Raw genomic sequence first — 24,212 nt, forward strand, 5'->3', positions numbered from 1 at the left:
TGTGATGGCTTCATCACCATTGAAAAACAATAAGAGATCCAATGAAAAATAAATCGAATATATTATTTGAACCTGCTTTAGTGAATACTGCATTAAGGCAATCATTTATCAAACTAGATCCGCGTTTGATGATCCGCAATCCGGTAATGTTTACCGTAGAGATTGGAACATTTGTAATGCTATGCGTGACTATCTATTCCATCGGCAATTCCAGTCAGGGTTCTTTCGGATATAACTTTGTGGTGTTTATCGTATTGCTGCTAACCGTTTTGTTTGCCAACTTCGCGGAGGCGATTGCCGAAGCAAGGGGTAAAGCCCAGGCCGACAGCTTACGTAAAACCAGAGAAGAAACACCTGCAAAGGTCGTATTGAGCGATGGTACCATTGAAATCCGCTCTTCTAATCAATTGAAAAAAGGAGATGTGTTTTTCTGTGAAACCGGAGATACGATCCCAACAGATGGTGAGATTATTTCAGGAATTGCCACGATCGATGAATCGGCAATTACAGGAGAATCTGCTCCGGTAATCCGGGAATCCGGTGGCGATAAATCATCGGTAACCGGGGGGACAAAAGTCTTGTCGGATCAGATAAAGGTACAGGTGAGTACCGCTCCGGGCGAAAGCTTTCTCGATAAAATGATCGCCCTGGTGGAAGGTGCTTCCCGTCAGAAAACCCCAAATGAAATCGCCTTAACGATCTTGCTGGCCGGTTTTACCCTGGTATTTATCATTGTATGTATCACCTTAAAACCATTTGCTGATTACTCCAATACACCGATTACCATTGCTTCCTTCATTGCACTTTTTGTCTGTCTGATTCCAACCACGATTGGCGGTCTGTTGTCTGCTATCGGTATTGCCGGAATGGACAGGGCTTTAAGAGCCAATGTGATCACTAAATCAGGTAAAGCCGTAGAAACTGCGGGTGATATTGATGTATTATTATTAGATAAAACAGGAACAATTACGATCGGTAACCGTAAAGCAACTCACTTTTACCCAACTGCCGGGATCATCATTAAAAGCTTTACTGATGCCTGTGTATTGAGTTCCCTTGCGGATGAAACACCGGAAGGAAAATCTATCATTGAACTGGCTGCCACACAGGATGCCAAATTGATGACCACCGCCCCTGAAGGTTCAAAATTCATCAAATTTACCGCAGAAACCAGGTCTAGTGGTTTAGATACTCAGGATGGCAGACGCATCAGAAAAGGTGCTTTTGACTCGATCAGAAACATCGTGCTTTCTGCGGGAAATCCTTTCCCGATGGACATTGAAGAGCAGGTGAAAAGAATCGCCAGTAATGGTGGTACGCCGCTCGTAGTGTCAGAAAACGAACATGCACTGGGGGTAATCGAGTTACAGGATATCATTAAACCAGGCATCAGCGAGCGTTTCGAACGTCTCCGTAAGATGGGTGTAAAAACGGTGATGGTAACCGGTGATAATCCATTAACTGCTAAGTTTATTGCCCAAAAAGCAGGGGTAGATGATTTTATCGCAGAGGCGAAGCCTGAAGATAAAATGAACTACATCAAAGAAGAACAGGCCTTGGGTAAACTGGTTGCCATGATGGGCGACGGCACCAATGATGCGCCGGCATTGGCACAGGCAGATGTGGGTGTGGCCATGAACAGTGGTACTCAGGCTGCAAAAGAGGCTGGTAACATGGTAGATCTGGACAATGACCCGACCAAACTGATTGAGATCGTTGAAATTGGAAAGCAATTGCTGATCACCAGAGGTACACTAACTACTTTCTCCATTGCCAATGATGTGGCGAAATACTTTGCCATCGTACCTGCTTTGTTCATCGTGTCGATCCCTGCATTACGCAGTCTGAACATCATGAACCTGCACAGTCCGGAAACGGCCATTTTATCAGCCGTGATCTTCAATGCACTGGTGATTCCTTTGCTGATTCCGGTGGCTTTACGCGGAGTTTCTTACAAACCGATTGGCGCCAGCGCCTTGTTACGTCGAAACTTGCTGATTTATGGAATAGGCGGGGTAATCGCTCCATTTATCGGAATAAAATTAATTGATATGGTGATTTCCTTAATGGCTTAACAGCTGCTTCTAAAAGATCAAAAAAACAAAACATAATTGTCATGAAAAAATACATCATACAATCACTAAGATTAACCGGAGTACTGATGGTGCTGCTTTGTATCATTTATCCGGTAACCATTGCTTACATCGGGAAATTTAGTCCTGGTGAAGGAAGCGGGGAAAAAGTTACCAAAAACGGTAAAGTAGTGGGTTATGCGCTCATCGGTCAGTCCTTTACCAAACCAGAATATTTCTGGGGCAGACCATCAGCAGTAGGTTACAATGCGGCTGGGTCCGGAGGTTCTAATAAAGGAGCAACCAATGAAGATTACTTAAAACAAGTATCAGAAAGAATTGATACCCTGTTAAAATACCACCCTTATTTGAAAAAGGCGGATATCCCTGCGGATATGGTGACGGCCTCGGGAAGTGGATTAGACCCTGATATCTCAGAAACTGCGGCTATTATGCAGATCAAAAGAGTAGCGGCTTACCGTAAACTGAGCGACAGAACTGTTGCGGAATTGGTGGTAAAAAATACCGAAGGCCCACTGTTTGGTCTCTTCGGTCCATCAAAAGTTAATGTGCTGAAATTAAACGTTGCCCTCGATGAGCTAAAAAAATAAGTATCCCTCCCGATTGTGCTGCCTATACTAAACGCGTTTGCCAAACCATCAGGTTTGGCAGCACGAAAGGGAAAGTATGCTTCAGATTTTAGCCAGCTGAACAAGTGAAATCAAAGAAAATCAACAGAGAAAATCAATTTAAAAAGGCCTGAAGGAGCCTGTTTAAATCCTTTAAAACACAAATTCGAATTCAATTAGAAATGAAAAAACTTTTAACATTATCAGCTGTATTAGGCACTGCCCTTTGTTCTTATGCTCAGGAAGAAACAAAGATTAAAGTGACAGGTTATGTAGAAACTTCTTATAGTTATGATTTCAATAAACCATCAAACAACAACAGACCCGGTTTTATTTATTCTCATAATCGCAGCAATGAACTGAACCTGAATCTGGGTTTTATTAAAGCAAATTACGATAACGGTAGGGTGCGCGCGAATATGGCCCTCATGGCCGGCTCTTATGCCAATGCCAATTTAGCGGCCGAACCAGGTGTATTGAAGAATATTTACGAAGCCAATGCAGGTATTAAACTTTCTAAAACGCAGAACTTATGGATCGATGCAGGGGTATTCTCTTCACACATCGGTTTTGAAAGTGCAGTATCAAAAGATTGCTGGGTACTCACCAGAAATATCTCTTCTGAAAACACACCTTACTTTGAGACTGGTGCCAAAATTACTTACGGAACAGCAGATGGGAAGTTCAGTGCCTCGGTACTTTATCTAAACGGATGGCAAAGAATTACCCGTCAGGACGCCAATTCTAAACCTGCCGGTGGTGTACAGTTAACCTGGAAACCGACAGATAAAATCACAGTAAATTATAGCAATTATTTAGGAACAGAAGGTGCGGATTCGGTACGTGTTAAACGCTTCTATCACAATGTTTATGGAATCTTCCAGGTAACAGATCATTTTGGTGTAACACTTGGTTTAGATTACGGAACACAACAGAAAGAAAAAGGAAAATCAGCGAAAAACGAAGTGCTTTCGCCGGTAGCTATCGCTCAATACCGTTTCAACCCAAATTGGGCCGTTGCAGGAAGAGTAGAATATTACGAGGATAGAAACGGAATGTTAATCGCAACCGGAACGACAGATGGATTTAAAACCACTGGTTATTCTTTAAACCTTGATTATGCACCGGTAACGAATGCAGTGGTTCGGTTGGAAGGAAAACTTTACGACAGCAAAGACAAGATTTTTATGCGTAAAACAAGCGCAGTGAACTACAATGCCGCGATTACCGCAAGCATTGCGGTTGCTTTTTAAATAAAAAGTACGTTCATCATTTTGTTTCCCAAAAACGCCGGATTTCCCCTGTCTGGAGTATGGTGGTGATTTCAAAATGATGAACGTGTTTTTAGAATGAAACCAGAATGAAATATAATACAGATATTCATGAAAAAAAGAAATTATAATATCACTACGGTTAAACTTATTCCAGTGCTAAGTGTTGGATTACTGCTGATTATCGTGTTGTGGTATTTGATAGATCAAGCCTACGTGATAATTAAATGGTAAGCAGAATGGAAGATCATAAATCGAGCTCAGTAAAAGATTTTATAGACCTGGTCAAGCGTTCCAGAAGGGGGAAATTTAAGGTCTATATTGGTATGAGTGCAGGGGTAGGGAAAACCTATCGGATGTTGCAGGAGGCCCATGCTTTATTGAAAAATGGATTGGACTTACAGATTGGCTATATTGAAACGCACAATCGGGCAGAAACACATGCCCTGTTAGCAGGAATTCCTATCATTTCCCGACGCAAAATATTTTATAAAGGCAAAGAACTGGAAGAAATGGACCTGCAATCCATCTTAAATATCCATCCGGAAGTGGTTATCGTAGACGAACTGGCGCATACTAATGTTGAGGGCAGCAAAAATACCAAGCGTTGGCAGGATGTAATTGATATTTTAGAAGCAGGGATTAGTGTGATTTCGGCCGTAAATATCCAGCATCTGGAAAGTATGAATGCCGAAATTGAAAAGATAACCGGTGTTACAATTAACGAACGGATTCCGGATAAAATTTTAGAGTTTGCAGATGAAGTCGTAAATATTGATTTAACGGCAGATGAATTGATTGACCGTTTAAAATCAGGAAAAATATATGATGAGACAAAGATTGAAAGGGCCTTAGGGAACTTTTTCCAGTCGGAAAAGATTTTGCAGCTACGGGAAATGGCCTTGAAAGAGGTGGCCCATCGTTTAGAAAGAAAAATCAACATCGAGATTCCCAAACAAATCAAGTTACGACCGGAACGTTTTTTGGCCTGTATTTCCAGCAATCATGAGACCGCGAAAACGGTGATCCGGAAAACGGCCCGTCTGGCCTCTTATTATAATTCGCCCTGGATTGTACTGTATGTGCAGAATAGCAGCGAAAGTGGTAACAGAATTAAGCTAGATTTGCAGCGACATTTGATTAATAACCTGAAGCTGGCCACAGAGCTGGGGGCAGAGGTGATCAAAGTGAAGAGCGATGAGGTTACCCAAACGATTATGAGAATTGCAGATGAAAAAGAAGTGACCACTATTTGTATCGGAAAACCTCATTTGAACATTTTTCAGGTGGTCTGGAGAACGGCTATTTTTAACCAGCTTTTAAAACACATCTCTACTACGGAAACTGATCTGGTGATTTTATCTTAAAAGGCTGGAAGCCAATTAAAAATATCCTTAGCGCTATAGAAATATATAAAGAAAATTTAATCAGAACCCTATTTACAATCACAATATATAGTCATGAAAATAAAAACCAAACTCCGTTTTGGATTCGGATTCCTATTCATCGTGGTACTCTTTTTCGGAGCAATCTCTTTGTTTTACATGAATCAGATTTCATTGAGTTCAAAGGTGATCCTGAAAGATAATTATGAAACCCTAAACTACACGAGTAGTATGCGTGAAGTGTTAGATCAGCAAGCTTTGCCATTTTCTGGTGCTGCAAAAGAGCAGTTTGAGCGCTACATGGCCATGGAAGGCAAGAATGTGACGGAAAAAGGGGAGGGGGCTGCGGTTGATGCTTTGCATCAGGCCTATGCGGCCATGATGCGCCCGGGGGCTTCGGAGCAGGAAGTTGATCAGGCTGTTGCCGAATTGCGTTCGGAATTGAGAAAAATTGATCAATTGAATATGGCGGCTATTGTCCGCAAAAATGATACGGCCCAGAAAGCAATAGAAAAGGCCGCCATGTATGTGATCTTTGCCGCTTCTATTTGTTTTCTGATCTTGTTTTCTTTCATCGTGAATTTCCCGGGCTTTGTAGCTAATCCTTTAAGAGAATTTTCCGAAGCGATCCGCGAAATTAGTCGCAAAAACTACAAACAGCGACTGGAATTTAACGGTACAGATGAGTTTTCTGAACTGGCAACATCCTTTAATACCATGACTCAGGAATTGAACAAATGGGAAAATAGTAATCTTTCTAAAATTCAGTCGGAAAAGCGAAGAATTGAAGCAATTATTGAGCAGATGCAGGATGCCATTATCGGATTGAATGAGAAAAAAGAAATCTTGTTTTTTAACAAGGTTGCCGCTGAACTTTTAAACCTGAATGGCGAAGAAGTTATCGGTAAAAATGCGCAGGATTTAATGAAAAGAAATGACTTACTGAACCGGATTCTCCAGGACAAGCCAACGGAGAAAACGATGAAGATTTATGCTGATCAGAAAGAGTCTTATTTCCAGCTGGAGAAAAGAGAAATTTCAGTTCCTTCTTATGGAGCGGAAGGGGATGTGGCGATGTCTCAAACTGCTAAAGCAGCAGGTGAGGTATATATTCTGAAAAATATCACCCAGTTTAAAGAACTGGATGAAGCCAAAACGAATTTCATTGCTACGGTATCCCATGAGCTGAAAACACCCATATCTTCTATAAAAATGAGCTTGAAACTGATGGATGATGAGCGGGTAGGGCCGATGAATGTGGAGCAGAAAGAACTGGTGCAGCACATCAAAGAAGATTGCGGCCGGTTGTTGAAAATCACTTCTGAGCTCTTAGATCTGGCGCAGGTAGAAACGGGGAATTTACAACTGAATTTCGTGAAATCTGACCCCCGGAAGATTGCCATTTATGCGATGGATTCTGTCCGTTTTCAGGCAGAGCAAAAATCAATTGAATTGGAGCTGATCAGCAGGAATAACCTCCCTAAAATCTATGTCGATGTCGAGAAAACAGCCTGGGTATTGGTCAATTTCCTTTCCAATGCACTCCGTTACAGTCCGGAGAAGTCTAAGGTGGTTATTCAGGTACTCGAAAAAGAAGATCACATCGAATTTTCTGTTCAGGATTTCGGAAAAGGAATCGAAGAAGTCTATCAAAAGCGGTTATTTGACAAGTATTTTCAGGTGCCTACAGACGGTAATAATAAATCCGGATCTGGTTTAGGACTAGCGATTTCCAAAGATTTTATTGAAGCCGAAAGTGGTCAGATTTGGGTAGAAAGCGCCTTAGGGGAAGGCAGTAAATTCTGTTTTTCCTTGCCTATTGCCTCTTAACATATACCAGGAGAAAGATTTTTCGCTACATTTGGCCTTAATAAGTTCTTTAATTTTTTCAATCATCAACCGGAAGAGGCTTTACTTAGCTGTAGATTAATAGGGAATCGTGTGTAAATCACGAACTGTCGCGCAACTGTAAGTAACACAACAAGGTTTTTACCCATGAATGTCCACTGTTCCAGAAATGGAATGGGAAGGATGGTAAAAATGTTACAAGTCAGGAGACCTGCCTTTACCGAATTGACAATGCTTTCGCGAGATGAAGCATGGGTCAGGTAGATGTGTATCACCTACATACCTTGATGGTATGCCTGTGCCTATACATTTGTTTTTCCATATCTTCTTTTCGCCTGCATTGTGATTTTAGCACAAGAACTTTTAACTGATTTTTTCATCAATTAAAAAGCAAGACCATGCTAACAAACAATCCTGGCTACCCGCGAATAGGTAGTAACAGAGAACTCAAAAAAGCCAATGAGCAATTTTGGGCAGGGAAGAGTACGCTTCAAAACCTCGTACAAGTAGGCAGAGACATCCGCCAGCAAAATTGGGAACTCCAAAAAGAACAGGGCATTGACCTGATTCCTTCAAATGATTTCTCTTTTTATGACCAGGTATTAGACCTGTCCTTAACCGTAGGAGCGATCCCTAAACGTTACCATGAGGTGATTCTAAATTCGGCAAATTCAGAGCTGGATCTGTATTTCGCCATGGCCAGAGGCTATCAGACAGACGGTCTGGACATTACCGCCATGGAAATGACCAAATGGTTTGATACCAATTACCATTATATCGTTCCTGAATTTACCAAAGACCAACAGTTTAAGTTATTCTCTACTAAAATATTAGATGAGTATAATGAGAGTAAAAGACTAGGAATTAAAACCAAACCGGTGATCATCGGTCCGGTGACTTATCTGCTCCTTGGAAAAGAAAAAGAGGCTGGATTCGAAAGAATCGACCTGATTAAAAACCTGTTGCCGGTTTACATCGACCTGCTTAAAAAGCTGGAAGAACAACAGGTAGAATGGGTGCAATTTGATGAGCCATTCCTATCCTTAGATTTAACAGAAAAGGATAAAGCGGCTTTTAAATATGTTTACACAGAGATTAAAAAACAATTCCCTAAACTAAAGACCCTACTGACCACCTATTTTGAAGCTTTAAAAGACAATACTGAACTGGCCCTGGCACTACCTGTGCATGCTTTACATCTTGATTTGGTGAGAAATCCGGAGCAATTGGAAAGTGTTTTAGCGGCCATTCCTGCTTCGCTTAAATTGTCTTTAGGGGTAGTAGATGGCCGTAACATCTGGAAAAATGATTTCCGCGCTTCCTTAAAATTAATTGAGCTGGCCAAAGAGAAACTGGGTGTCAACAGGTTGATCATTAGTCCTTCCTGTTCTTTAATCCATTCGCCATGCGATCTGGATCTGGAAACTAACGATGCGATTTTAACGCCTGAAATCAAACAATGGTTATCATTTGCGAAACAGAAAGTAGCAGAGGTGATCACGCTGAAAAAACTGGCTGAAAATGACCCATCGGCCTTGCCTGATCTGGAAAGTAATATCCAGGCGCATCAAAACCGTAAAACTTCTTCGTTAATTCACAATCCTGCGGTAAAACAACGGGTAGCTGGAATTACGGAGCAGGATGAACACCGTTCAGCGCCTTATGCACTAAGAAGTATCGCACAAAAGGAAGCTTTGAAACTACCTTTTTTCCCGACTACGACGATTGGTTCTTTCCCGCAAACACCAGAGGTAAGAAGCTGGAGGGCGCGGTATAAAAAAGGATTGTTGAGTCAGCAGGAATATGATGATTTAATTGCTGAAGAAACCAGGGAAACCATTTTATTCCAGGAAAAAACAGGAATAGATGTATTGGTACATGGCGAATTTGAGCGCAATGACATGGTCGAATATTTTGGCGAACAACTGGCCGGATTTACGTTCAGTAAAAACGGTTGGGTTCAGAGCTATGGTAGCAGATGTGTGAAACCACCCATCATTTATGGCGATGTTTATCGTCCGGAACCGATGACGGTGAAATGGTCGGCTTATGCGCAATCGTTAACCAGCAAATGGGTGAAAGGGATGTTGACAGGGCCGGTTACGATCTTACAATGGTCCTTTGTCCGCAATGACCAACCCCGCTCAGAAACCTGTACGCAGATTGCTTTGGCGATCAGAGATGAGGTGGTAGATTTAGAGCGTGCAGGGATCAAAATTATCCAGATTGATGAGCCTGCAATACGCGAAGGATTGCCGCTTCGGAAGGCAGATTGGCAGGATTATTTGCATTGGGCGGTACGTGCATTCCGTATTTCGGCCAGTGGTGTCGAAAATGAGACACAAATTCACACCCATATGTGTTATTCTGAATTTAATGACATCATCCAAAACATTGCAGATATGGATGCGGATGTGATCACGATTGAATGTTCCCGTTCTCAGATGGAATTGTTGGATGCTTTTGCTGATTTTAAGTACCCAAATGAAATAGGACCAGGGGTTTATGATATTCATTCGCCAAGAGTTCCGTCCAAAGAAGAGATGGTTTTTCTGCTCGAAAAAGCCCGCGCAGTGATCCCTGCAGCCCAACTTTGGGTAAATCCGGATTGCGGTTTGAAGACCAGACATTGGGAGGAAACAAAAAAAGCACTAATAGAAATGGTCGCTGCTGCAAAAGTACTGCGGGAATATGTTGAAGAAGCTGTAACTTTGTAAAAAAAATAATAACAGGCAAGTGGCATACTTGCCTGTTTCAATACATACAGCACACAGAATGAGAATACGTAAAAATGCGGTGATAACCGGAGTTGGTGGTTATGTTCCGGACACTATTTTGAGCAACCATGACCTGGAAAAACTGGTAGATACCAACGAAGAGTGGATCGTTTCCAGAACCGGGATCAGGGAGCGAAGAATAGCAAACGATGTGAATATGGCTACCTCGGATATGGCTACGATAGCCTTATTGAGGTTAATGGAAAATGGGAATGTAAATCCGGATGATATAGACTGTGTGATTGTATCTACATCCACTCCAGACTATGTGATGGTTTCTACAGGGAGCATTGTGTGTGAAAAAGCCGGCTTGAAAAATGCCTGGGGTATCGATACCAATGCCGCTTGCAGTGGTTTTCTTTATGCCCTGACTTTAGGAGCGAGCATGATCGAAAGTGGCCGTTGCAAACGAGTTGTGGTCATTGGTGCCGATAAAAACAGTTCGATCATTAACTATAAAGACCGCAATACCTGCATTCTTTTTGGTGATGGTGCCGGAGCCGTTTTATTAGAACAAACAGAAGAAGAAGTTGGATTAATTGATAGTTTTTTCAGAACTGATGGTAGCGGTAAGGAAAACCTTATTGTAACTGCCGGTGGCTCTAAATATCCTGCAACTCAGGAAACATTAGACCAGAAATTGCATTACGTGCGTCAGGATGGTCGTGTGGTATTTAAAGCCGCCATTCAGGGCATGACAGATACTTGCAGAGAAATCTTAAGAGCAAATGATCTGGACATCAAACAAATCAACTATCTGATTCCTCATCAGGCTAATTTAAGAATCATCCAATCCGTTGGAGAACAGCTGGGTTTAACGGAATCGCAGGTAAAAGTGAATATCGAGCGTTACGGAAACACAACTGCTGCAACGATTCCTTTGGTATTATGGGATTTTAAAGACGATTTCAAATACGGCGATAAACTATTGCTAACCGCATTTGGTGCTGGATTCTCCTGGGGTGCTACCTATTTGAAATGGGGCAAACTAAGAGGGAAATAGGATTTCCCCCGAAGGGAAACGATTAAAGAAAATCAAATGATAGTAGAAAATAGCGTTAAAGAAAATATTACTGTAGAAGACAGAATTAAAGCTTCTGAGACACGGATTTTTAAAGCTGTGTTTCCTAATACAACCAACCACTACGACACCTTATTTGGCGGAACGGCCATGCACATGATGGACGAGGTGGCTTTTATCACCGCTACCCGTTTCAGCAGACAGATCATGGTAACGGTAAGCAGCGACAGGATTGACTTTAAAAGGCCTATTCCTGCCGGAACCATTGTGGAGCTTATCGGTACAGTAACGCATATCGGAAATACCAGTCTGAAAGTGAGAGTCGAAATATATGTGGAGCAAATGTACTCCGAAGACCGCGAAAAAGCGGTTACCGGAGAGTTTTCATTTGTAGCCATCGATGAACACAAGAAACCGATTAAAATATTAAAATAATCAATTGAAAAGCAGGCTCCGGTCTGCTTTTTTTATGCTTTTCCTGGCAATATCCCCGGATTAGTTCCTTATCTTTGCGCCTGATGTTAATCAAACCAACAGCCATATTGCTTTTACTCAGTTTACTAATGGTAAACTTTGCCAATGCTTTTGTATTTGCTGGCTTTGAATTGAACCAGCGCTATATCGCTGCTGAACTCTGTGTGAATAAAGATAAACCCCAATTGCAATGTAACGGGAAGTGCTATTTAATGAAAAAGTTAAAACAAGCACAAGACAAGGAACAAAAGCAGGAAAGACAAGCACAGAAAACACAAATTCAAGATGCATTAGTGGTTACGCCGCTCGTGTTTAAACAATACCCTTTCGCGGAAATTACACGCCACGTTCCTGTTTCTACCGGAATGCCACAGGCGATTCGTAATGCCATTTTTCACCCTCCTCAGTTTATCGGATAATTAACCAGAATTAGTTTAAAAAGTATCCATTGATTGTTGAATTCAATAGGCTGCTTTTGATAGGAATGCGCTGTTTTTTGTGGCGCTTGCTATGCTGGTCTTTTGTTTTTTCAGTTTTTCTTTTCTTTAGAAGGAGGGTATAGCGCTATCCATTCTTTAGGCAGGGAAGCCGGGAAAATCAAAAGACTATATACCGGTATTTATTAAAATGATAAGATGAAGAAATTAGTTGGAGCAATGCTACTGGCCATTACTGCTATGGCCTGCACGCAACCCGTAGATTATAAGAAAGAACGCGATGATGTCATGAAATTCCATGATGTAGTGATGGGCGACCATAGTACGATTGTAAACTATCAAATGAAGCTGGATACTTTACAGCAAAATATGGCGGCTTTGAAAACAAAGCATCCTGAAATTGATACCTTAAAAGAAAAGGAAACCATTACGGCGCTTTTGAAGGATTTGACTACTGCTGAGGATCGTATGAACGATTGGATGCACAAATTTGAACCGGATATCACCGGTAAATCAAATGGAGAAGCCATTCAGTATTTCCAAAAGGAAAAAGAGAAGATTGTGGCGGTCGACAGCCTCTATAAAAAAGAGATAAAAACCTCAGCAGCTTACTTCAGTAAATTCCCGAAATAATGAGGTTAGTTTTAGCGGGCCTATGCGGCACGATGTTGTTTCTTTTTAGTTGTAAAGAACAACCAAAAAGATTGCCTTTCTTACAATTGGAGCAGAGCGAGCGCGTAGTTGATGGTAAGACGGTTATAGATAGTGTTTTCAGGACGATTCCGGCCTTTAAACTCTTTAATCAGGATAGTGTGGTGGTAACAGAGAAAGACTTCGATGGAGCGATCTATGTGGCTGATTTCTTTTTCACCTCTTGTCCGACGATATGCCCGACCATGCACCGCAACCTGATGAAGGTTTATGAGAAATACATAGGCAACCCGGAAGTGAAACTCGCCTCCCACACCATTGATGTGAAATATGATACGCCTTCCAGAATGAAAGCTTATGCAGACAAACTGGGTGTAAAAGGGACGCAATGGGAGTATTTATGGGGTAGCAGGGATGACATTTATGCCCTTGCCGAGCGTAATTATCTGGTTTCTGCACAAGAAGATCAGAAAGCACCCGGTGGTTTTATACACCAGGGATACCTGGTATTAGTAGATAAAGAAAAACGCATCAGAGGTGCTTATGACGGGACACTGGACACGGACGTTAAGCAATTGATGACCGATATGGATATTCTGTTAAAAGAGTATAAAAAATAAGCTCATGTTGAAACGCTTTACCGCAGTTGTTTTAATGATTACCTTACTACTGGCACAATTCAGCAGGGTTTTCGTATATGCGGGTTTTGAGCTGAATGAGCGATATATTGCAACGGTACTTTGTGAAAATAAAGACAAGCCGGCCATGCATTGCAATGGTAAATGTTACCTGGTTAAAAAGCTGAAACAGGCAGAGGAAAAAGAAAAGAAACAGGAAAGAGAGGCGCAAAAGAAAAGTGCTGCTGATGTTTTCTTTTTAACGGTTATTGACTTACCTGTACTTCCTTTCCTGGTAAAACAAGTAAAATTTCCCTCAGAAATTTCTTTTGATCTCCCTGTACGCAGTAGCGAGATTCCTCATCCACCCCCCTCCGGTAGGTTCATTTTTTCTTAGCAGGGATAGTTGAGCGAGCGGTAGTTTGCTTTAGCTAGAAACCTATAGCCGCTATTTCCCTGAAATTGTCAATTAATTACAAAAATACAGCCCGCTTTTTCGGCTTAACGGAAGAGTTATGGGCATGCCATTTCAAATAAAATGAAAAGAATACTTACCCTGATTACGTTATCAGCATTGCTGTTTACTGCTTGTTCAAAAGATAAAGACCCGATTAATGCTGTAGAAGGCCAGGGCACAACAACCCTTACGTTCGATGCGAGATTTGGAACTGCCGATTTTGCATTGAATACGGACTTTACCTCAGGCGGAAGAACTTTGAATTTCAATAAATTCAGGTATTGGATCAGCAACGTAGTGTTGGTGAATACCAATGGCGAAGAGGTTAAAATCCCTGCTTCTTATTTTCTAATGGAAGAAACCGGTACAATTTCTCTTACAGGCGTAAATAACGACCTGCCGACAACCGTTTATCCGGCCACTAAAAGAGAAGATATCGTGTTGAAAGACCTCAAAGCCGGGGATTATAAAACGCTGAAATTCTCTGTCGGCGTAGACCCAAAATACAATGATAACCTCAGCTTATTATCGGGCGAACTTTCTCCTTTAAATGGGATGACCAACGTTTCCTGGATGTGGCTTACCAGCTATATTTTTACTTCTGCAACAGGGAAAGTAACAGAGGGGCCAACTTCAAAAACCCTGAAAGTTGAAACCGGATTAAATGCTAACTACAAAACGGTAGTCCTGGATTTACCGCAGACTTTAAAGGTTACTGGGCTGAAATCATCAGGGATTACTTTAAATGTAGACCTGGCAAAGGCCTTGGAGGGAGTTGATGTGATGACTACTCCGGTAGTAGGCGCCGCACAAGCTACGGTAATGGCTGCTGTAGCGGCTAATTACAGCACAAAAGTGTTTACCGTAAAAACTGTGAATTAAGAAGGTCATGCGTTTTAACCTGGTTTCTTTTCCTGCTGATACTGGCTGTTGGATAAGCTTATGGCTTAAGAAGAGCGCTGCTTTCCGGATGTTCAGCTTGTTGATCTGGACAGGGCTGGTGCTGCTTTCCTGTAAAAAGGAGATGCCAGCTGTTTTGACTAAGGAGGTTTTACATCCGGTTGAATTACTGCGGCCTGCCAACTTCCCTGTGATCATCGCCCAGCCTGATAATCCATTAACAGCAGAAGGAATTGAACTGGGTAGGCGTTTGTTTTACGATGTTCGCTTATCCGGTAATAACCGGATTTCCTGCGCTTCCTGTCACCATCAGGACCTGGCTTTCTCAGACGGATTGGCTTTGAGTACGCAGGGCCTTTCCGGAAAACAGCTGGTTCGCCATGCGCCGGTTTTGTTTAACCTGGCCTGGGCCAATCAGGGTTTATTCTGGGATGGAGGTGCTAAAAACCTGGAATCTCAGGCTTTTGGGCCATTAACCAGCGAAGATGAAATGCATCAGGATCTTTATGAACTGGAAGCGGAGTTAAAGGCTGTGCCAGATTATGTGCAACAGTTTAAACAGGTTTTTAAAGCAGAGATCAGGTCTGCCGATGTGGTCAAAGCACTGGCGCAATTTCAGCGGACTTTGATCTCTGCTAATTCCCCTTACGATCAATATATCCGGCAGGAAAAATCAGCTTTGCTCAATGAGGAAGAACTCCTTGGAATGAACCTGGTTGCTTCGAAATGTGGCAATTGCCACAATGGAGGCCTGTTTACGGATCAGAGTTTCCATAATAACGGCCTGGATGATCATTTTCCGGAGGATAAAGAGGGGATTTATCAGGGACATTTCAGGGTGAGTTTTAACCCTTCCGATTTAGGGAAGTTTAAAACGCCTTCCTTAAGAAATGTCTTGTTAAGCGCTCCTTACATGCATGATGGTCGGTTTAAAACACTGGAAGAAGTGTTAGACCATTACCAGTATGATATCAGGATATCTTTAACTACTGATGTAAGCCTGTTCCAGAACCAGGGGAAACCGGGGATTCCAATGTCGAAACTGGAAAGAAAAGCGATCATCGCCTTCCTGAACAGCCTTACCGATCAGGAATTGATCAGTAATAAAAAATTTAGTGCCATTAATTAATATCAATATGAAGAATACAAATATCATTATAGCAACCTTACTTTCTGTACTCAGCATCAGCTTTGCAGGATGTTCTAAAAAAGATAACCCTGCACCTGAGTTTCAGGAAACTAACCTGGCTCCCTTATCTATCGAGTTCGATAATATCGTAGGCGCCAGAACTTTTACACTAAACAATACAGGAAGTCCGTATAAAAATGCCGCAGGAGAAGAGTTTACCATTTCCTTTTTACAGTACTTCATCAGCAATATTAAAGTAGAAACTGCGGCGGGGAAAAGCTATACCGTAAACCCCGATAGCAGTTATTTCCTGATTAAAGGCGCAGATAAAGCCTCGCGTTTTGCCAGTGTAAAAGTGCCTGAAGGAGATTATACCAAACTTACCTTTACGTTAGGGGTGGATAGTTTGCGCAGTACCATGCCTATAGATAAGCGTACCGGGGTATTAGATCCTGCTGCGGGGGGCGATCATGAAAATGGGGGCATGTATTGGGGCTGGAATAACGGCTATATTTTCTTTAAATATGAGGGCAATTCAAAGGTGATTTCTGATGATGCCAATGGAGATCCGACCGGTAAAAAGCAGTTCAAATACCATATTGGTTTTTTTGGCGGTTATACGGTGCCTACCATCAATAATGTCAAAGTGATTACCCTGGATTTAAATGCCGCCGGTATCGCCAGAGTAAGGAAAGACAGAGCCAGTAATGTGCATCTTTTTGTAGACCTGATGAAGGTTTTTAATGGGAAGAAACCATTTAGTATTGCGGAACATCCAAACGTGATGTTTAATGATTTCAGCAGTACGGTGGCCGGGAATTACGCCGATATGTTTAAGCATGATCATACCGAAAATTAAGCCAGGATGAGGAAGAAACACTGGATAGTTTTACTGGTTTTTGGCCTGTTTGTACTGGCCTGTAAAAAGGATAATCCGCTAAAAGAAGAAATAGAAAAGTTTCTGGGTTTTCAAAAGCCTTCAAACTTCCCGGAACCGGTCTATAAGTTTGCCAATAATGAGGTCACAAAAGCAGGTTTTGAACTGGGTAGGGCCTTGTTTTATGATCCAAGGCTTTCCCGCAACAACACCATTAGCTGCGGTTCCTGTCACATTCAATCTGCTGCATTTACGCAGCATGGGCATGATGTGAGCCATGGTATCGACGACCGTTTGGGCACCCGGAATTCTCCGCCAATCATGAATCTGGCATGGAATAAGGCCTTTATGTGGGGTGGCGGGGTGTACGACCTGGATCTTCAGCCAATTACGCCCATTACCACGCATGAGGAAATGGATGAAAGCCTGGATAATGTACTGAATAAAATCAGGGCGGTGCCTAAATATACAGTGATGTTTAAACAGGCTTTTGGCTCAGAAGAAGTGAGTACAGCCAGGTTTATGAAAGCACTTTCTCAGTTTATGCTGATGTGTGTAAGCAGCAATTCAAAATACGACCAGGTGATGCGTAAAGAAGGGGCTGTTTTTACTGCAGATGAGCAGGCAGGATACTTGATTTTTAAAGATAAATGTGCTTCCTGTCACTCAGAACCGCTGTTTACCGATGGCTCATTCCGCAACAATGGCCTGGGAACCAGTGCGGTAAATGACCAGGGTTTGTATGCGGTCACGCTGATTCAGACGGATCGTTATAAGTTTAAAGTGCCTTCTTTGAGGAACCTGAAATATACGGCTCCTTTTACCCATGATGGTCGGTTTTTATCCCTGGATGGGATGTTGGAACATTACAATTCTGAGGTTAAGGATACGCCAAATCTGGATCCTTTGCTCCGTAAAAACGGTAGGTTAGGTATCGAATTGACCAACACAGACAAAGTGAAATTAACGGCGTTCTTAGGGACGCTAAATGATGAAGCATTTATCAATGATAAGCGCTTTTCAGAACAATAATACCATGAGGTAGGCTGGGAACAGGCTGCAATAATAACAAAATGAAAATGAGAAATAAACTAATATTAGTTACCGTATTGATGCTTTTTGTAGTGACCGCAAGTAGGGCCTGTGACATTTGTGGTTGTGGGGTAGGAAGTTATTACCTGGGGATTTTGCCGGAATATAACAAGCGTTTTATCGGATTAAGGTATCAACATAAGACCTTACAAACCCATCTGGGGCCAATGGGAGAAAGAACACCAATTACAGCCGATGAAACTTACCAGAGTATGGAGCTTTGGGGAGGCTGGAATTTTGGCACTAAATTCAGGGTATTGGCCTTTGTTCCTTATAATTTTAACGACAGGGTTAGTCAGACCGGGAATGGTACTAAAACGGGGCTAGGAGACATCGCCTTAATGGGTTACTATAAATTGCTGGATCAAACGGGAACACTTGGAGATCGTTTACTGGTGCAGTCGGTCTGGATTGGTGGCGGAGTCAAAGTGCCTACCGGAAAGTATGAGCCAACCGAGCGTTTAGCGGTTAGCGAATCTCCGAATAACTTTCAACTGGGCACGGCAAGTACTGATTTTACGATCAATGCCGCTTATGATATCCGGTATAATGACCTGGGTTTAAACGCAAATGTCAACTATAAAATGAACACGGAGAATAAGTACGACTATCGTTATGGTAATAAACTGACCGCTAATTTGCTGGCTTATTATAAAATCAGGCTTGCAGAAAAAATAACTATAGCGCCAAATGCAGGCGTATTGTATGAAACTGCGCAGAAAGATGTAGAAAATAATAAGTATGATGTGGAGGTCTCCGGTGGTTATTCCTTATCTGCAGTGGCAGGGGTAGAACTGGCTTTAAAGGGCCTTACGATGGGTGCAAATTACCAAAACGTACGTGCACAGGATCTGGCAGCTGGCAGAGCTAAAGCAGGGAACCGGATGATGATTCATGTTTCTCTTCCTTTTTGATAATAAATTATCTATTTAATAAATAATACTCAGCAGGAATTGTCAATCCTGCTGAGTCATTTGCTGATTCCTTGTAAAGAATTTGTGATAAACCTTCGGTTTTAATTGTTAAGTTTGTTAGAGCCAGACCTAACTAACCTATTTTGACGACATTATGAATCTCTCCATACTGACCGATGACGAACTGATCATTCTTTTTAAGCATGGGAGTGAGTCTGCGTTCAGGGAAATCTATAGTCGTTATTGGAAAGGTGTATTCCAGGTCGCTTATAAGAAGGTACACCATAAGGAACTGGCCGAAGAACTCACGCAAAATCTCTTTGTAGAACTTTGGAAGAAACGGGAAGATATCAGCATTATCTCCATCAATAACTACCTGTTTGGAAGTTTAAAATATAGCATCATCAATCATTATAAAGCACAGCTGGTGAGGGCGAAATATCAGGATCACCTCAAAGTACAGCACAATTACAGTGTAGACAATACCGATTATCTTTTGATGCTGAATGAACTGACGGATGCATTGACGGAGGGGATCGCCAGGTTGCCTAAAAAAACCGGAGAAGTGTTTAAACTGAGCAGGATAGAACATTATTCCGTAAAAGACATTTCCAGAGAACTCAATATCTCTGAAAAAGCCGTAGAATATCACATCACACAGTCGCTTAAATCTATGCGATTTCATTTAAAAGATTACCTCTTCTTACCCTTATTTATATTACTGTTTTTATAAGCACCATCCTGCTGTTCTTACCAGTGTCATCCTGTTTTCTTAAACGCAGAAATAAATATTTTAATTTTCTTTAGGGGTCGCCCTGCTTTAGCTGACATATAGTTTAAAAGCTATAATAATGAGTAGAGCAGCATTTCATCTTTTATTGGACCGGTATCTGGAAGGAAAATGTACAGAGGAAGAAAAACGTGTCGTTGAGGAGCTGTATGGGATGTTGGATAAAGAGGGCCTGGAAGAAATTAATCCAAGGGAAATCAATACCATTGAACAGAAACTCTGGGATCGGATTCATACCGATATTTCTACAGGAGCAGAACCGCTACCTAAAACACAAGGTGTAAGACTTTGGCGCTGGACTGCTGTTGCTGCCGCGATTGCAGGTTTCTGTTTAATCACCGGATATTTGTTCTTTAAAGAACAGGAAGTCCGTCCTCAGTTTATTACCGCCAGCTTCTCCAATGACATTAAAGAACAAATCAATTTTGATGCAAAACCGAAAAAGGTAAGCTTCGAGGATGGCAGTTATGTGATATTGGAAGCTAATGCCAGTATTAAATACCCGAGCCGTTTTTTGAAAGATAAACGGGAAGTGGTACTCGATGGAACCGGTTTCTTTCAGATCAGTCCTGATGCGGCCAGACCTTTTCTGGTGTATAGTAAAGAGGTAGTCACCAAAGTTATAGGAACCAGTTTTCAGGTACGTGCAAATGCGGGTGATGCCGAAACGGAAGTGATCGTGAAAACCGGTAAAGTGGCTGTGTCTCCGGTTTTTAGTCGCCTGGATCTGGTAGATAATATCCTGGGACATACCAAAGAAGTGATCCTGACCCCAAATCAGAAAACGATTTTCAAAGCCGCTGATCATAGTTTTGAGCAAAGCCTCGTGCCTGATCCGGAACCTTTAGCAGTAAACGATAAGACGGAAGTTAAAGACCTGTTCTCTTTTAATGATGCACCACTTGCGGAGGTGGTTGCAACGCTTAAAAAGACTTATGGGATAGACTTCCGGATAGAAGATCAGTCTTTGCTGGACAATACTTTTACCGGTGATCTTACGGACCAAAACCTATATCATAAACTGGATTTTCTTTGTGAAGCGGTAAAGGCATCTTATGAGGTTTCCGGAACCACCATCATCATTAAGCCTAAGAAATAATACCAGTGTAAAAGAGAATACCCTACGAAACCAGGGATTACAATTAACTAAACCTAACCAACCAAACCAAATGCGTATGAAAAAGAGAAACTTCTACTAGAAAAAAGAGGGTAAAAAAAACTGACAATGTTGCGGAACATTGCCAGTTAAAATGATTTTGAACGAAACTTTCACATTAACGAACAAAAACTTCTAAAGGTATGAATAAAAAGCGATTTGTTGCTTTAATAATAACAGCAATGCGGATATCTGTAAGCCAAATATTTCTTGTCATCTTGTTCAGCTGTAGTACTTTCGCGAAAACCGCGGAGGCCCAGGGTGTACTCAACAAAGAAATTTCTATAAACATTACCGAAGGTAAAATCAAACAGATCTTAAAGGAAATACAAAGCCTGACTCAAGTGAAGTTTATTTACAGCCCTTCGGCGATCAAATCTGAACGAACCACCTCTTTAAATGTGGTCAACAAGCGGCTGGGAGATATTCTGGCAGATGCCCTCGGACCATTAAATATTACGTATAAGGTGGTAGATCAACACATTCTATTGTATGATAAAGGGAGCCTTGCCGCGGTGGAAGCCGGCGTAGAAAAAGCAGCCGTCACCATCAAAGGAAAAGTGACCTCTGTAAAAGGAGAAAGCCTGCCTGGCGTTAGTGTTAAAATAAAAGGGACAAATATTGGCGCGATGACCGATACAAACGGTAATTATGCGATCAGTACGAGTACTGCAGACGTTACCCTGGTTTTTACTTACATTGGTTTTATGACCAAAGAAGTGCCTGCTGAGGGTAAAACACTGGTCAATGTGGAACTAACTGAAGAGCCAACTTCCCTGGGGGAAGTGGTGGTGGTAGGTTATTCTACCCAAAAGAAGAAAGACCTGACGGGTGCAGTATCGGTGGTCAATGTTTCTGAAATGCTCAAACAACCGGCAGCATCAGTGAACAACCTGTTGCAGGGACAGGCTTCCGGCGTAACCGTGTTAGGTTCCGGACAACCGGGAGAAGAGCCTCAGGTGACGATCCGCGGAATCAATACTTTCGGGAACAATAGTCCTTTATATGTGGTGGATGGTGTGCCAACAGAGAGCGTTTCTGATATTAATCCAAATGATATTGAGTCTGTACAGGTCTTGAAAGATGCCGGTGCAGCTTCTATTTATGGTTCCCGTGCTGCAAATGGGGTGATTGTAATCACCACCAAAAAAGGTAAAGGAAAAGTTCAGGTGGCGTATGATGCCTATTACGGTACTCAACGTCCGAAAACAGGAAATGTATGGAGCATCCTGAATCCAAATGAAATGGCCACCCTGAAACGTCAGATGTTAATCAATTCCGGAGAAACAGACCTGAATGATGACCTGTATGGTAATGGCCCTACTTATGTAGTTCCGGATTATATCCTGCCTATAGGAGCAATGGATGGGGATCCTTCCGTAAATCCTGCACTTTACAAGGTAAAGCCATTCTTTACTTCGGATGCAGAATATAATGAATTTTATCGTATTACCCGGGCCAATAAAACCGGAACAAACTGGTATGAAGAGATCTTTAGTCCGGCACCAATTACCAGCCATAATGTTTCTGTGAGTGGCGGATCTGATTTTGGAAATTACCTCCTTTCTGCCAATTATTTTAACCAGCAGGGTACGCTGATGAACACTTATCTGGAGCGATATACGCTTCGCTCAAATACGCAGTTTAACATTGGGAAAAAGCTGAGAGTAGGAGAAAACCTTTCTTATTCGATCACCAGTAACCCTAAAATTGGTGGCTTAACCGGCGATAATGCCATTGGCCATGCATTTAGAGAGCAGCCAGTTATTCCGGTATATGATATCATGGGTAATTTTGCCGGCTCTTATGGTGGCGAACTCGGGGATGCTTTTAACCCCGTAGCGATGTTGAGCAGAACAAAGAATAATAAAGCCACTGATAACCGGTTGTTTGGTAATGTATTTATTGAAGCCGATCTCCCTGCCTCCCTAACTTTGAGAAGTTCTTTCGGGGGTTCTAATTTGTCTGGAAATAGCCGGGCATTTGTGTATCCTCAATATGAAAATGCAGAGAATAATACCAGTAATTCTTATTCAGAATCCTCTTATGCTGCTTTTGATTATACCTGGACCAATACCCTTGCTTTTAACAAGCAAATTGGGGTTCACAGCATAAAAGCTTTGGTAGGTACAGAATATCTGCGCAACCGTTACAGTACGATGAGCGGCAGTAACAGAGGTTATTTTTCTTTTGATCCGGATTATACCAACCTGACCACCGGTAGCGGACCAAAGGATGCCAATTCTGAGCGGATTTCCAGCGCGATGTTCTCTTTAATCGGACGTGTAGATTATAACTTTAAAGACAAATATCTATTAGGTGGTACACTGAGAAGAGATGGTTCTTCCAAGTTTTTGGAGAATGTTTATGGCTGGTTTCCGGCAATAAGCGGGGGATGGCGGATTTCACAGGAGCCGTTTTTAAAGGATGTATCCTGGATTTCGGATCTTAAAATCAGAGGCGGATGGGGTGTGATGGGTAACCAGTTAAACGTGTCCGAAGGGAATTCATTTGATACCTATAGCAGTGATATTGCACCTTCTTATTATGCAATAGGGGGAGGGAATAGCGTGGTTTCTGGTTTTTATAAAAATAGAACCGGTAATCCTGGTGCTAAATGGGAGAAAAACACCAATGCTAATATTGGTATTGATGCTACTTTATTCGCAGGTAAACTGGAGATCTCTGCTGACTATTATAGAAAGAATATTACCGATTTATTGTTCAATCCGGAAATGATTGCCACTACAGGAGCATCGGCTACGCCTTTCCTGAATATTGGTAAAATGAAAAATGAGGGACTCGATCTTGCCCTTACTGGTCATACCAATATTGGTAAAGATTTTAAACTGACTGCAACAGCTACCATTACCACCTATAATAACCTGATTCAAAAGGTTTCGGGTGATGCAGATTACTATGATCTTGATTCCCGTCGTTTTGATGGCAGTAATATCGTTCGTAACCAGGTTGGTCATTCTGTAAGTGAGTTCTTTGGTTATAAAGTAGCTGGCTTCTGGCAGTCGCAGGAAGAGATTGATGCGGCAAACTTAAAAGTTCAGCAGCAAAGCTCAGACCCGAATGCGGTGTATCAGAATGCAGTTGCTCCGGGCCGTTTCAAATATGAAGATGTGAATGGTGATGGCCTGATAAATGCAGACGATCGTACTTTTCTTGGCAATGCCAATCCTGATTTTAGTTATGGACTGAACCTCGCTCTGAATTATAAGGACTTCGATATGAGTATGTTCTTTTATGGCGTGCAGGGAAATTCGATCTGGAATCAGGTGAAATGGTGGACAGATTTCTCTTCTTCTTTTGGTGGTGCAAAAAGTCATACGGCACTTTATAATTCCTGGACACCGGAAAATAGAAATGCGAAGGCGCCAATTCAGGAAAAGGATCAGTCTTTTAGTTCTAATGGGGTGCCCAACTCTTATTTTGTAGAGAAAGGCTCTTACCTGCGACTAAAAAACATCCAGATTGGTTATACCCTTCCGGAAAAGACTTTGCAGAAACTCGGAGTAGGTAGATTAAGGATATACCTTTCTGCGGCCAACTTATTCACCATCACCAAATATTCTGGTATTGATCCTGAAATTGGAACTTCCAGTGAAACGGACAACCAAACTGCTTTTGGTGTGGATGATGGTGCTTACCCAAGTCAGCGGACTTTCCTTGTGGGTTTAAATTTGAAATTTTAATCATTAACGGC

Annotated in this window: 20 protein-coding genes and 1 riboswitch; all 20 genes read left to right on the plus strand. The window is 41.9% G+C overall.

Annotation, left to right across the window (positions count from 1 at the left end):
- Positions 1-41 precede the first annotated feature (41 nt).
- Complete coding sequence (kdpB, locus tag R2Q66_RS19510) at positions 42-2,075, plus strand: potassium-transporting ATPase subunit KdpB (protein WP_316752218.1); 2,034 nt, start codon at positions 42-44, stop codon at positions 2,073-2,075.
- Positions 2,076-2,116: 41 nt separating this feature from the next.
- Positions 2,117-2,683: a K(+)-transporting ATPase subunit C gene (locus tag R2Q66_RS19515; protein ID WP_316752219.1), complete on the plus strand. Its 567-nt coding sequence runs from the start codon at positions 2,117-2,119 to the stop codon at positions 2,681-2,683.
- 200 nt (positions 2,684-2,883) lie between these two features.
- A complete protein-coding gene (locus R2Q66_RS19520) occupies positions 2,884-3,954 on the plus strand; it encodes a porin (protein ID WP_316752221.1) in 1,071 nt (356 codons plus the stop codon).
- A gap of 257 nt (positions 3,955-4,211) precedes the next feature.
- Entirely contained in the window at positions 4,212-5,339 is a 1,128-nt protein-coding gene (locus R2Q66_RS19525) for a sensor protein KdpD (protein ID WP_316752223.1), read from the plus strand.
- A gap of 93 nt (positions 5,340-5,432) precedes the next feature.
- Positions 5,433-7,187 carry an ATP-binding protein gene (locus R2Q66_RS19530; RefSeq protein WP_316752225.1) on the plus strand — a complete coding sequence of 585 codons (1,755 nt, stop codon included), beginning with the start codon at positions 5,433-5,435 and terminating at the stop codon, positions 7,185-7,187.
- Between the two features lie 59 nt (positions 7,188-7,246).
- Positions 7,247-7,439: riboswitch (cobalamin riboswitch) on the plus strand.
- 164 nt (positions 7,440-7,603) lie between these two features.
- Positions 7,604-9,922 (plus strand): 5-methyltetrahydropteroyltriglutamate--homocysteine S-methyltransferase, encoded by a 2,319-nt coding sequence (gene metE, locus R2Q66_RS19535; protein ID WP_316752228.1) that lies wholly within the window; start codon positions 7,604-7,606, stop codon positions 9,920-9,922.
- A 58-nt stretch (positions 9,923-9,980) separates the two neighbouring features.
- Positions 9,981-10,985 carry a beta-ketoacyl-ACP synthase III gene (locus tag R2Q66_RS19540; RefSeq protein WP_316752229.1) on the plus strand — a complete coding sequence of 335 codons (1,005 nt, stop codon included), beginning with the start codon at positions 9,981-9,983 and terminating at the stop codon, positions 10,983-10,985.
- A gap of 66 nt (positions 10,986-11,051) precedes the next feature.
- Complete coding sequence (locus R2Q66_RS19545) at positions 11,052-11,438, plus strand: acyl-CoA thioesterase (protein WP_182959797.1); 387 nt, start codon at positions 11,052-11,054, stop codon at positions 11,436-11,438.
- Positions 11,439-11,521: 83 nt separating this feature from the next.
- The gene (locus R2Q66_RS19550) at positions 11,522-11,896 is read left to right on the plus strand and encodes a hypothetical protein (protein ID WP_316752231.1); all 375 of its coding nucleotides are present in this window, start codon (positions 11,522-11,524) and stop codon (positions 11,894-11,896) included.
- A 216-nt stretch (positions 11,897-12,112) separates the two neighbouring features.
- Complete coding sequence (locus R2Q66_RS19555) at positions 12,113-12,547, plus strand: hypothetical protein (protein ID WP_316752233.1); 435 nt, start codon at positions 12,113-12,115, stop codon at positions 12,545-12,547.
- Positions 12,547-13,185, plus strand: coding sequence for an SCO family protein (locus R2Q66_RS19560; protein ID WP_316752235.1), 639 nt, complete (start codon positions 12,547-12,549; stop codon positions 13,183-13,185). The genes R2Q66_RS19555 and R2Q66_RS19560 overlap by 1 nt, the downstream gene beginning before the upstream one ends.
- A gap of 4 nt (positions 13,186-13,189) precedes the next feature.
- Positions 13,190-13,579 carry a hypothetical protein gene (locus R2Q66_RS19565; protein WP_316752237.1) on the plus strand — a complete coding sequence of 130 codons (390 nt, stop codon included), beginning with the start codon at positions 13,190-13,192 and terminating at the stop codon, positions 13,577-13,579.
- 141 nt (positions 13,580-13,720) lie between these two features.
- Positions 13,721-14,521: an MbnP family protein gene (locus tag R2Q66_RS19570; RefSeq protein WP_316752239.1), complete on the plus strand. Its 801-nt coding sequence runs from the start codon at positions 13,721-13,723 to the stop codon at positions 14,519-14,521.
- 7 nt (positions 14,522-14,528) lie between these two features.
- Positions 14,529-15,668 (plus strand): cytochrome-c peroxidase, encoded by a 1,140-nt coding sequence (locus R2Q66_RS19575; protein ID WP_316752241.1) that lies wholly within the window; start codon positions 14,529-14,531, stop codon positions 15,666-15,668.
- Between the two features lie 7 nt (positions 15,669-15,675).
- Positions 15,676-16,527, plus strand: a complete 852-nt coding sequence (locus tag R2Q66_RS19580) for an MbnP family protein (RefSeq protein ID WP_316752243.1) — start codon at positions 15,676-15,678, stop codon at positions 16,525-16,527.
- A 6-nt stretch (positions 16,528-16,533) separates the two neighbouring features.
- Positions 16,534-17,577: a cytochrome-c peroxidase gene (locus R2Q66_RS19585; RefSeq protein WP_316752245.1), complete on the plus strand. Its 1,044-nt coding sequence runs from the start codon at positions 16,534-16,536 to the stop codon at positions 17,575-17,577.
- 47 nt (positions 17,578-17,624) lie between these two features.
- Positions 17,625-18,551, plus strand: a complete 927-nt coding sequence (locus R2Q66_RS19590) for a transporter (RefSeq protein ID WP_316752247.1) — start codon at positions 17,625-17,627, stop codon at positions 18,549-18,551.
- A 154-nt stretch (positions 18,552-18,705) separates the two neighbouring features.
- Positions 18,706-19,284 (plus strand): RNA polymerase sigma factor, encoded by a 579-nt coding sequence (locus R2Q66_RS19595; protein WP_316752250.1) that lies wholly within the window; start codon positions 18,706-18,708, stop codon positions 19,282-19,284.
- Positions 19,285-19,402: 118 nt separating this feature from the next.
- Positions 19,403-20,440, plus strand: a complete 1,038-nt coding sequence (locus tag R2Q66_RS19600; protein ID WP_316752252.1) for a FecR family protein — start codon at positions 19,403-19,405, stop codon at positions 20,438-20,440.
- A 239-nt stretch (positions 20,441-20,679) separates the two neighbouring features.
- Positions 20,680-24,201 (plus strand): TonB-dependent receptor, encoded by a 3,522-nt coding sequence (locus tag R2Q66_RS19605; RefSeq protein ID WP_316752254.1) that lies wholly within the window; start codon positions 20,680-20,682, stop codon positions 24,199-24,201.
- Positions 24,202-24,212 lie beyond the last annotated feature (11 nt).

Origin of the sequence: Pedobacter gandavensis (genome assembly GCF_032677645.1) — a bacterium.
GTDB classification, from domain to species: domain Bacteria; phylum Bacteroidota; class Bacteroidia; order Sphingobacteriales; family Sphingobacteriaceae; genus Pedobacter; species Pedobacter gandavensis_A.

What these genes read in the sequence shown, in the direction of transcription:
- kdpB (WP_316752218.1), top strand. Translation starts at nt 42, where the DNA reads ATGAAAAATAAATCGAATATATTATTTGAACCTGCTTTAGTGAATACT.
- R2Q66_RS19515 (WP_316752219.1), top strand. Translation starts at nt 2,117, where the DNA reads ATGAAAAAATACATCATACAATCACTAAGATTAACCGGAGTACTGATG.
- R2Q66_RS19520 (WP_316752221.1), top strand. Translation starts at nt 2,884, where the DNA reads ATGAAAAAACTTTTAACATTATCAGCTGTATTAGGCACTGCCCTTTGT.
- R2Q66_RS19525 (WP_316752223.1), top strand. Translation starts at nt 4,212, where the DNA reads ATGGAAGATCATAAATCGAGCTCAGTAAAAGATTTTATAGACCTGGTC.
- R2Q66_RS19530 (WP_316752225.1), top strand. Translation starts at nt 5,433, where the DNA reads ATGAAAATAAAAACCAAACTCCGTTTTGGATTCGGATTCCTATTCATC.
- metE (WP_316752228.1), top strand. Translation starts at nt 7,604, where the DNA reads ATGCTAACAAACAATCCTGGCTACCCGCGAATAGGTAGTAACAGAGAA.
- R2Q66_RS19540 (WP_316752229.1), top strand. Translation starts at nt 9,981, where the DNA reads ATGAGAATACGTAAAAATGCGGTGATAACCGGAGTTGGTGGTTATGTT.
- R2Q66_RS19550 (WP_316752231.1), top strand. Translation starts at nt 11,522, where the DNA reads ATGTTAATCAAACCAACAGCCATATTGCTTTTACTCAGTTTACTAATG.
- R2Q66_RS19555 (WP_316752233.1), top strand. Translation starts at nt 12,113, where the DNA reads ATGAAGAAATTAGTTGGAGCAATGCTACTGGCCATTACTGCTATGGCC.
- R2Q66_RS19560 (WP_316752235.1), top strand. Translation starts at nt 12,547, where the DNA reads ATGAGGTTAGTTTTAGCGGGCCTATGCGGCACGATGTTGTTTCTTTTT.
- R2Q66_RS19565 (WP_316752237.1), top strand. Translation starts at nt 13,190, where the DNA reads ATGTTGAAACGCTTTACCGCAGTTGTTTTAATGATTACCTTACTACTG.
- R2Q66_RS19570 (WP_316752239.1), top strand. Translation starts at nt 13,721, where the DNA reads ATGAAAAGAATACTTACCCTGATTACGTTATCAGCATTGCTGTTTACT.
- R2Q66_RS19575 (WP_316752241.1), top strand. Translation starts at nt 14,529, where the DNA reads ATGCGTTTTAACCTGGTTTCTTTTCCTGCTGATACTGGCTGTTGGATA.
- R2Q66_RS19580 (WP_316752243.1), top strand. Translation starts at nt 15,676, where the DNA reads ATGAAGAATACAAATATCATTATAGCAACCTTACTTTCTGTACTCAGC.
- R2Q66_RS19585 (WP_316752245.1), top strand. Translation starts at nt 16,534, where the DNA reads ATGAGGAAGAAACACTGGATAGTTTTACTGGTTTTTGGCCTGTTTGTA.
- R2Q66_RS19590 (WP_316752247.1), top strand. Translation starts at nt 17,625, where the DNA reads ATGAGAAATAAACTAATATTAGTTACCGTATTGATGCTTTTTGTAGTG.
- R2Q66_RS19595 (WP_316752250.1), top strand. Translation starts at nt 18,706, where the DNA reads ATGAATCTCTCCATACTGACCGATGACGAACTGATCATTCTTTTTAAG.
- R2Q66_RS19600 (WP_316752252.1), top strand. Translation starts at nt 19,403, where the DNA reads ATGAGTAGAGCAGCATTTCATCTTTTATTGGACCGGTATCTGGAAGGA.
- R2Q66_RS19605 (WP_316752254.1), top strand. Translation starts at nt 20,680, where the DNA reads ATGCGGATATCTGTAAGCCAAATATTTCTTGTCATCTTGTTCAGCTGT.